Annotated in this window: 9 protein-coding genes; 8 read left to right on the top strand and 1 reads right to left on the bottom strand. The window is 29.7% G+C overall.

Annotated elements, in window-relative coordinates; all coding sequences use genetic code 11:
- Positions 1–205: 205 nt before the first annotated feature.
- From RR554_RS11810 to RR554_RS11820, 3 genes are read left to right on the top strand one after another with little or no spacing between them, the layout of a single operon-like run.
- Entirely contained in the window at positions 206–562 is a 357-nt protein-coding gene (locus tag RR554_RS11810; protein WP_332462242.1) for a PadR family transcriptional regulator, read from the top strand.
- Positions 563–1,042 (top strand): hypothetical protein, encoded by a 480-nt coding sequence (locus tag RR554_RS11815; protein WP_332462243.1) that lies wholly within the window; start codon positions 563–565, stop codon positions 1,040–1,042.
- A 37-nt stretch (positions 1,043–1,079) separates the two neighbouring features.
- Positions 1,080–1,577, top strand: a complete 498-nt coding sequence (locus RR554_RS11820; protein WP_332468109.1) for a permease — start codon at positions 1,080–1,082, stop codon at positions 1,575–1,577.
- 20 nt (positions 1,578–1,597) lie between these two features.
- Here the strand turns inward: RR554_RS11820 and RR554_RS11825 are convergent, their stop codons facing one another.
- Positions 1,598–1,762, bottom strand: a complete 165-nt coding sequence (locus tag RR554_RS11825) for a hypothetical protein (RefSeq protein ID WP_332462245.1) — start codon at positions 1,760–1,762, stop codon at positions 1,598–1,600.
- Between the two features lie 227 nt (positions 1,763–1,989).
- Between RR554_RS11825 and RR554_RS11830 the strand changes: the two genes are divergently transcribed.
- The 5 genes from RR554_RS11830 to RR554_RS11850 all read left to right on the top strand — a co-directional run.
- Entirely contained in the window at positions 1,990–2,472 is a 483-nt protein-coding gene (locus tag RR554_RS11830) for an RNA polymerase sigma factor (RefSeq protein ID WP_332462246.1), read from the top strand.
- Position 2,473: 1 nt separating this feature from the next.
- Complete coding sequence (locus tag RR554_RS11835; protein ID WP_332462247.1) at positions 2,474–2,992, top strand: hypothetical protein; 519 nt, start codon at positions 2,474–2,476, stop codon at positions 2,990–2,992.
- 60 nt (positions 2,993–3,052) lie between these two features.
- Positions 3,053–5,392 (top strand): transglutaminase domain-containing protein, encoded by a 2,340-nt coding sequence (locus RR554_RS11840; RefSeq protein ID WP_332468110.1) that lies wholly within the window; start codon positions 3,053–3,055, stop codon positions 5,390–5,392.
- A 16-nt stretch (positions 5,393–5,408) separates the two neighbouring features.
- The gene (locus RR554_RS11845) at positions 5,409–6,452 is read left to right on the top strand and encodes a DUF5105 domain-containing protein (RefSeq protein WP_332462249.1); all 1,044 of its coding nucleotides are present in this window, start codon (positions 5,409–5,411) and stop codon (positions 6,450–6,452) included.
- Positions 6,453–6,467: 15 nt separating this feature from the next.
- The coding region (locus tag RR554_RS11850) for a DUF4947 domain-containing protein (protein ID WP_332468111.1) at positions 6,468–7,871 on the top strand (1,404 nt) is incomplete at its 3' end.

A 7,871-nucleotide genomic window follows, 5' to 3' on the forward strand; every position in this document is an offset into this window, starting at 1 on the left:
ACGTGCATTACACGGTAAAAAAGCTAGAATTAAAGAAATCCGTCGTTAATAATCTTTTATTAATGAATAAGAGCTCACTGAGAAATCAGTGGGCTTTTTTTATTTAAAATAAATCAAAAGGGTTGCTATTTATTTTTTAAAAATATATACTGTTTTTAACAGTTAAGTGTATAAAACAGTATATAAAAATTAAGGAGAATAGAAAATGAAAAAAAATAACGATAAAAATATCCAGGGTAGAAAAAGAGGTAGAAAAGTTGATTCTTATTTACTGCTTTTTTTAGCAAAAAAAGAGTGTTATGGAGGAGAACTTGTGAGTAAATGTGAGGAATTGATACCATATAATCAATTTGACAGTGCAATGATTTATCGAACATTAAAAAAATTAGAAATGGAAGAGGCAATAATATCTGAATTTAAAGAAAATGAAGGAAAAATGACAAAATATTATGGCATAACGGAGTATGGAAGAGAGATACTACAAGAATGTAAAGTACGTGTGCTATCAAACCTTGAGAACTTAAATTACTTTTTAAATGAATATGACAAGTTGGAAAAATAAATGGTGAATGGAATTGTTTTATACAGTTTAAGTGGTATTTTTTTAACTATATCTTTAGTAAAGAATCAGGAAAAAACAAAGAATGCTTTAATTAAATCGTGGAAAATGTTTATCAATATATTTCCTGATATGTTAGCTATTATGCTTTTGGTTGGTATTGTACTGACGGTATTAACACCACCCATGATTGCTAAAATAATGGGTGAAAATTCTGGGGTAATGGGAATAATATATGCTATAATCATTGGCTCAATTGCAATAGTTCCAAGTTTTATTGTTTTCCCACTAGGAAAAACGTTACTTGGCAATGGGGCAGACTATCCTCAAATAGCAGTTTTAATGTCATCTTTAATGGCCGTAGGTATAACAATACTGCCTATGGAAAAGAAAATATTTGGAAATAAATTTACCTATTTTAGAACAATAATTACGTTAATTATATGTTTGATGTTTGGGTTACTTATAAAGGTTGTGATGTAAATTGAAAAAAATAAAAAAGAATAGATTTTTTATCGTTTTGCTAATAATATTTTTTATGTTATCTATTTATAAACTTGATTTAGGAATGAATGTGATGAAGGTTACAGGGAAAAGTTTGAAGGATATGATGATCATGTTACCGCCTGTATTTATATTAATCGGATTATTAGATCAATGGATTGAAAGTGATACGTTGATAAAATATATGGGTGAAAAATCAGGAGTAAGTGGTATATTTTTTTCTCTTGTACTAGCGACAGTGGCAGCTGGACCGTTATATATGGCATTTCCAATTGCAACAATGTTAATCAATAAAGGTGCAAGTTTACGTTATATCGTATTCTTCTTAGGTGCATGGTCATCTGTCAAACTGCCAGTATTAATTTATGAATTTACATCGTTTGGGTTTAAGTTTACTATAATTCATATTACTTTTTTCTTAGTTTCTTACTACTTAGTAGGGATACTATTTGAACATGCCTTTACTAGAGAGGACATTGACAAACTTCAAGCTCTTTCTGCAAGTTTTAGTTAACCACATATTTTTCGAAAAAATTAACGATATTTGTTAAAAATTAATTTTCTAATTGAATTGGCTAAAATAATCCCTAAAAATAAAAACGGAACAAATAACCATGAATTACGAAAATGAAGAGCAATCATAATAAATGCGATAATATAAACCAATGTGATGATGATTCTTCGTCGTTTTCCAATCATACTAACCAACTCCTTAAAAAAATTATAACATTCAAATACTTATTCAGAAAGAATTAATATGAGACCTACTCATTTTGATTCTTTTTTTTGTGAAAAGTAAACTAAAAGACTCATTGTTAAAAAAATAACTGAAAAAGTCGAATATTCTTCATTAGAAATGATATTGACACTAAAAGTCTATAATGTTACGTTTGAATAGTGTTTATAAAAAAATGTAAGAGGTATGTATGAATAATTTGAATATTGAAGAAGTGCTAGAGGAATATTCTGATATGGTCTATCGGATTGCTTGTACGCAAATGAAACAACAAACAGATGCCGATGATGTCTATCAGGAAGTTTTTTTGAGACTTGTTAGAAACTATCGAAAAATAAAAAGTAAGGAACATTTAAAATATTGGTTAATCCGTGTCACGATGAATTGTTGTTATTCAGCCCTAGGTTCTTCTTGGAAGAAACATCAAGCTAAATACGAAGAGAATCAGCTGATTGTGGAGCCGGCTATTGAAAAAGATGATGAATTAGAAGATTTACTTGAGGCATGTTTTGAATTGAATGAAAAAGATCGATTAATTATTCATTTATTTTATTTTGAGGGCTATTCTTTGAAAGAAATAGCAGACTTGTTGGAAATTTCCTTAAGTGCTACTAAAACAAGATTATCAAGAGCAAGAGATGTTTTGAGAGAAAAAGTGGGAGGTAATTTTTAAGATGACAAATGATTATAAAAATCAAATAGAAAAAATAAAAACTCCTGAGTATTTAAAAGAACAAACAAAGAGATTAATGGAACAAGCATTAGAAGATGAAAAAATTATTGAAATACCGACTAAACAACCAATTAAGAAAAAAAGTAATTACACTAGAATTATCAAAATTGTTGCAGCTATCTGTTTATTAACTATTCCTGGTATTTATTTTATGCAAAATCATTATCGTATTGAAGAAGTTAATGTTAAGGAACTAGTGATATCACCAAAATTTGGTGGCAAGGAACAGGGAAGATCCTATGAAAATATAACAATAAAGAAAGATACCTCGATCAATATTGTACCTGATTTTTTGAGAGAAGCTAAAAAAAGTAAAATTAAAGGAGTAACCATTCAATTAGCGAAAGATCAACAAAATAATTATTATGCTACTTATCAAAAAGGAAAAACAGTTTATTATATAGAAGGAAAAGATACGAATGAGGAAGATTTTATTAACTTTATAAAAAATCAAATTTAAATGTAACCTTTCTTTAGTTAGCGAGTATTAGTAGTATAAGCAATTCAAAAGGAGGATACGATGAAAAAGATATGGGTAGTTGGGTTAATGGCTTTATTAGTAACAGGTTGTGGAGTAGATAAACAAAGGGAAGTAGAAGAATCTACTTCAAAAAAAGAAAAGAAAATGTCTTCAGAACAAGTAGTTAAGGAATTGCCAGTGGTTTTTGAAGATAAGAAAAAAGAAATCAAACAAGATGAGTCATTGTCAGTTGATATTAACTTTAATCCAAAAGATAAAAAGATGAAGCAAATGACAGAAATTGTAGAAGTTTATCAAGATGCATCATTAACTCAGCCTGTGGGAGCGTATTATGACTATGATAAGAAAGCTAAAAAAATAATAATGAACCCTCCTAGAGTTCCTTTAGGAAGTATTGGCACTCTTGATGTTAACGAAAAAGATTACGGCTTTACATCAGGTGAATTACTTTTTTATCAAGAGCCTAACAAACAATGGGGGCGGGTGAAGCAACTTTTTGCAGCAACCAAGGTGGATTTAAAAACCGGAGATAAACTGGATAAACCTGAGGTACAAGTTATTGATGTGAAGCAGTCAATTGAAGAAAGAATAAAAATGACGCTTGAATTAAATAAAGAAGGCACACCTGTTTTCAAATGGAATAACATTAAAAATGCTGACTATTATTATGTGATTACTTATGATTATACAAAGAAAAAAGGATTCTTTTTACAAGGATTTGTTCAAGCCAAAGTTGAAAAAAATCAATGGATTCCTGACAGTACAGGTCAGTTCATGAATTTTAAAGTCTCTGAATATGAAAGACAAACAAAAGAAAATAAAAAGAAATACGGTAAAGGAACGGCTCCTATTAAAAAAGAAAATCTTGATAATACGGCATACGCAGTTGTTGGTGTTAATAAAGATGGGACAACAGCAGTCAGTAATTTAATGCAACTTAATTCTATTGCAGGCAAAATACCGTTGAACGAAGAAATCAAAAAAAGTTTTGATGAAGAAGGTAATACCACGATTGAAGAGATGAATATTTTACCTTCTCACAGGTGGATTACAATGGCAGATGGTTCTCTAGCCCAACGTTTGTTGACTTATGATACCTCAAAAGCAAAAGAAGCATCAGAAGTATGGGCAGAATACGAAAAGGATGATTTATCTGATTTAACATCTAAACGAGTTAACATTGTTAGTATTCCATATACGGTTGATGGCACACCGTTTAAGGGAATAGCCAAAGTAACGAAATATGATAAAAATCAGTGGAAGACGGAGTTAAAAAATTTAGAAGATCGTCAAAACAAACTACGAAATAAAGCAGGAATATTGGATTTAGAAATTAAAGAATCAGATGTTGCGATTGAGATGAAAGACTATCCTGTAGCAACGACTAAAAAGACAACTAATGATACAATCTATGCTCATGAAAAATTGGGACAGTATTTAGCTAAACAAATGTTGAACGGACAAACTGTTATTGATCTTTCTAACTATTCAGAAAGTCTTAGTACGGATAAATTAATGGATAATTTTCAAGAAGCAATGTATCAAAATCCGCTAATACTGGGTGTGCGCAGCATTCAATTATCTAAAACCGGTGATAAATTGTTAATTTCATATGATGAAGATAACCAAAAAGATTATTTTAAAAAGCAAGAAGCTATTCGTCAAGAAGTGAAGAAAGTTAATCAAAAAATTATTAAAAAAGAGATGACAGAACTTGAGAAAGAATATGCGATCAATCAGTACTTGATTGATTCAGCAAAATATGACGACAAAGCCTTAGAAAATGCTGAAAAAAATCAATTTAAACAGGTAGATAAAGCTTTTTCTGATTCTTTTACGCCGTACGGGGTTTTAATTAATAAAAATGGTGTTTGTTCGAGTTATGCGGGGGCGTTTAAGCTATTAGCAGATGAAGCAGAATTAGAATCTATCGTTGTTACGGGTACGCTAGAAGGTAATGTACCTCATGCGTGGAACAAGGTAAAAATTGAGAAAGAATGGCATATTGCCGATTCAACCAATAATGACAACGATGTTTTAAAAAATTCATTGTTGAATATACCTGGAAGTGCATCAAAAACTGTTTTACAAGAAAATGATGAATATCTCTTAAATGAGTACCTTGTTGATTTTAAGGCGAGTGATAAAGATAAAGAACGAGAATTTTATCATGTTGAAAATCGCTTTTTTGATCCAACACGTATTTCAAAAGAATTACTAAGTGGATTAGTTAAAGATAACAAGGTAACACTTAGAACAAACTATGATTTAGATGATAAGTCATTTAATGAAGTAGCTAAAGAAGTCAATTCGGAGTTACAAAGTGATAACTTAACAGGAACGTACTGGAATGGTGTCATTTTTTTAAGTAATAAATAATTTGGAGGAAAGAAAAATGAAAAAGATTAAGATGTTAGTAGTACCAATGATTTTGGCTGTTGTATTAACAGCGTGTAGTGGTAGTGAACAAAAAAATAAAGTAGCCACTATAGAAGTTAAAGATGGAAGTTATGTTCAACTTGACGGTTCTTCTGATAAAGAAACAGTTGAACTAGATGTTAAATTAAAAAATAATTCTGATAACAAATTCATTGTTATGGAAGATTCTTTTTATTTAGTTGAAAAAGGAAATGATGAAAAAATTAAAGAAAAAGATATGACAAGTGGGGATTTAATTACAACAGATATTTACAAATCAATTATTAATGGTGATCTTTCACCAGAAAAAAGTTTAAGCGGAAAAATATTCTTTGATATAAAAAAAGATACGGAATATTCACTGTTCTTTACTAGTCATAGCTTTGAAGAGAAAACAGGAAAATCTCATGATGATGTAGAAATCCCTTTAGATTTGAAAAAATTTGAAGACTCTAAGAAAAGCTTAGATGAGCCAATTAAAGCATTGAATGCGTATATTGATGAGGTATTACTAAATAAAGAAAACAAAGATTATGAAAAATTAGTTGAAAATGACAAAACAAAAGAAAAAGAACTAATAAAAAACGCTTTTTCAAAAGAGTTTACAAATTTTATGTTTTCAGGTAATTCAAGTGATGAACAAATCAATAAACTATTTGAGCAATATACAAAAGCACAAAGTAGCCATTTTAAGGTTGAAACTGAATTGGATACTCGATTATCTGATGTTGCTATAATTAATGCTAAAATGACAGGAATTAATAGTGAATCCATTTCAGCAGGTATTTTAAAAGTTAAAACTGAATATTATGATAAAACAGGTGATTTTGATCAAGAAAAAGAAAATGAGTATGCCGTAAATAATTTTGAAAAAGTTCTAAAAGATGCAAAAGTGGGTCATTTAACTGATACAAAAATTACTTTAACAAAAGAAAAAGATAAATGGAAAATAGCGATGGATACAGATAAATTATATGAAAATAAAAAATTAATTAGTTCTTACTTAGGTAGTAACTACTAAAAAGGATAGAGTGAAATGAAGAAAAAATTTTTTTGGTTAGGGATGTTTTTTATAACGGTATTGGTTTTAGTTGGTTGTGCGAGAACACCAAAGAATGAATTTGTCTCGTTTGTAAAAAAAGATGGAAAATCAAGTAACATTAATTATGACTTTACAATGAAATTGACTGAGTTAGAACTTGTCAGTCAAGATGAAGAGTTTTCGGGAAGTCCTTTAGTAAAAATGTTTGAAACACAAGTTAAGAGTAGTTCTGCAAAAGGTAATATTCAAAGCCAAACAGAAAAAGATAAAACCAAAGTTTCCTTAGATACAACGATTGATGTTGCTGGTACAGAGATTCCTTTGAAACTTGTTGCAGAGTCTGGAAAAGAAGTGAAAATGTATCAGTCTGCTGAAACAGCTGCATCTATAGTAAATTTAATTGGGGCATTTGTAGGAGAAAATAGTCAAATTGATAAAAGTAGAGAATCAAAAGCCAAAGGAAAATACATTGATTTTAATGATATGGACTCAACAAAAGAAGATAAAGAATCTCTAAAAGAATCGTTAGAGTTATTTGATTCGCCTAAAAAGTTTAATACAAACTTATTTGCGTGGCTATCTACTTTAGATAAAGAAAAGTTTGAGCAAAAAGACGAATTGGTCACACTTAAATTAACTAAAAAAGATATCATCCAATTAATTAAAGATTCTTCTGAAAAAGAAGATAAAGAAGCTAAAGAAATGATTTCCACTTATCAGAATGAAATGAAGAAATTTTCTATGACTCATCAAATAAATCTTAAATCTGGTAAACAGAAAGTTGATATTATCGTTGAGCCAAAAGAAGCGGAATTAAAAGAGTATGGCTTTAAAAAAATGGTCTTAAAAATTGATTTTAAGAAAAATCAAAAAGATGTTTCTATCGCTCTACCTAAAGAATCTGATATCTTAAGTAGTAAAGAATTGGATAAAATACTTGGAGATTCTGATGGTCATTTATTAATGCCAGAAGAAGACTCAGGTGATAAAAAATCGGAAGAAAAAGTTAATTTAAAAAAATTCACTCCTAATCCAAATGATCCAGATGGGGACAAGGAAGTAAGTTATAAATCTGATGGTGACGTTATTGAAGCTTACGTTCCGGATTATTCTCAGTATACTCAAAAAGATGTTAAAGAAATGCTTGGTGAACCTAAAGTGACACTTGATGATAATAAAAAGGTGTCAGAGATGCTTGATAGAAAAGAAGTTGATTTAATTGTTGCTGAGTTTGATGCAGAAAATCTAACTGAATCACAAGGGAAAGCTTTCGTTTTTGCAACAGCAGATTTATCTATGGCAGTCTCTATGGGGACAAAAGTAGAAGTTTGGGTTTATGAAGATGATAAGCCAAATGTATACTTTAAAGAAGGAAAAGTAGTTTTTGTTACTCCAAAA

The organism is Vagococcus sp. (genome assembly GCF_036639995.1).
In the GTDB taxonomy this organism is placed as follows: domain Bacteria; phylum Bacillota; class Bacilli; order Lactobacillales; family Vagococcaceae; genus Vagococcus.

Excerpts from the sequence above, each read along its gene's own strand:
- RR554_RS11815 (WP_332462243.1), top strand. The coding sequence starts at position 563 with ATGGTGAATGGAATTGTTTTATACAGTTTAAGTGGTATTTTTTTAACT.
- RR554_RS11825 (WP_332462245.1), bottom strand. The coding sequence starts at position 1,762 with ATGATTGGAAAACGACGAAGAATCATCATCACATTGGTTTATATTATC.
- RR554_RS11845 (WP_332462249.1), top strand. The coding sequence starts at position 5,409 with ATGAAAAAGATTAAGATGTTAGTAGTACCAATGATTTTGGCTGTTGTA.
- RR554_RS11840 (WP_332468110.1), top strand. The coding sequence starts at position 3,053 with ATGAAAAAGATATGGGTAGTTGGGTTAATGGCTTTATTAGTAACAGGT.
- RR554_RS11835 (WP_332462247.1), top strand. The coding sequence starts at position 2,474 with ATGACAAATGATTATAAAAATCAAATAGAAAAAATAAAAACTCCTGAG.
- RR554_RS11810 (WP_332462242.1), top strand. The coding sequence starts at position 206 with ATGAAAAAAAATAACGATAAAAATATCCAGGGTAGAAAAAGAGGTAGA.
- RR554_RS11830 (WP_332462246.1), top strand. The coding sequence starts at position 1,990 with ATGAATAATTTGAATATTGAAGAAGTGCTAGAGGAATATTCTGATATG.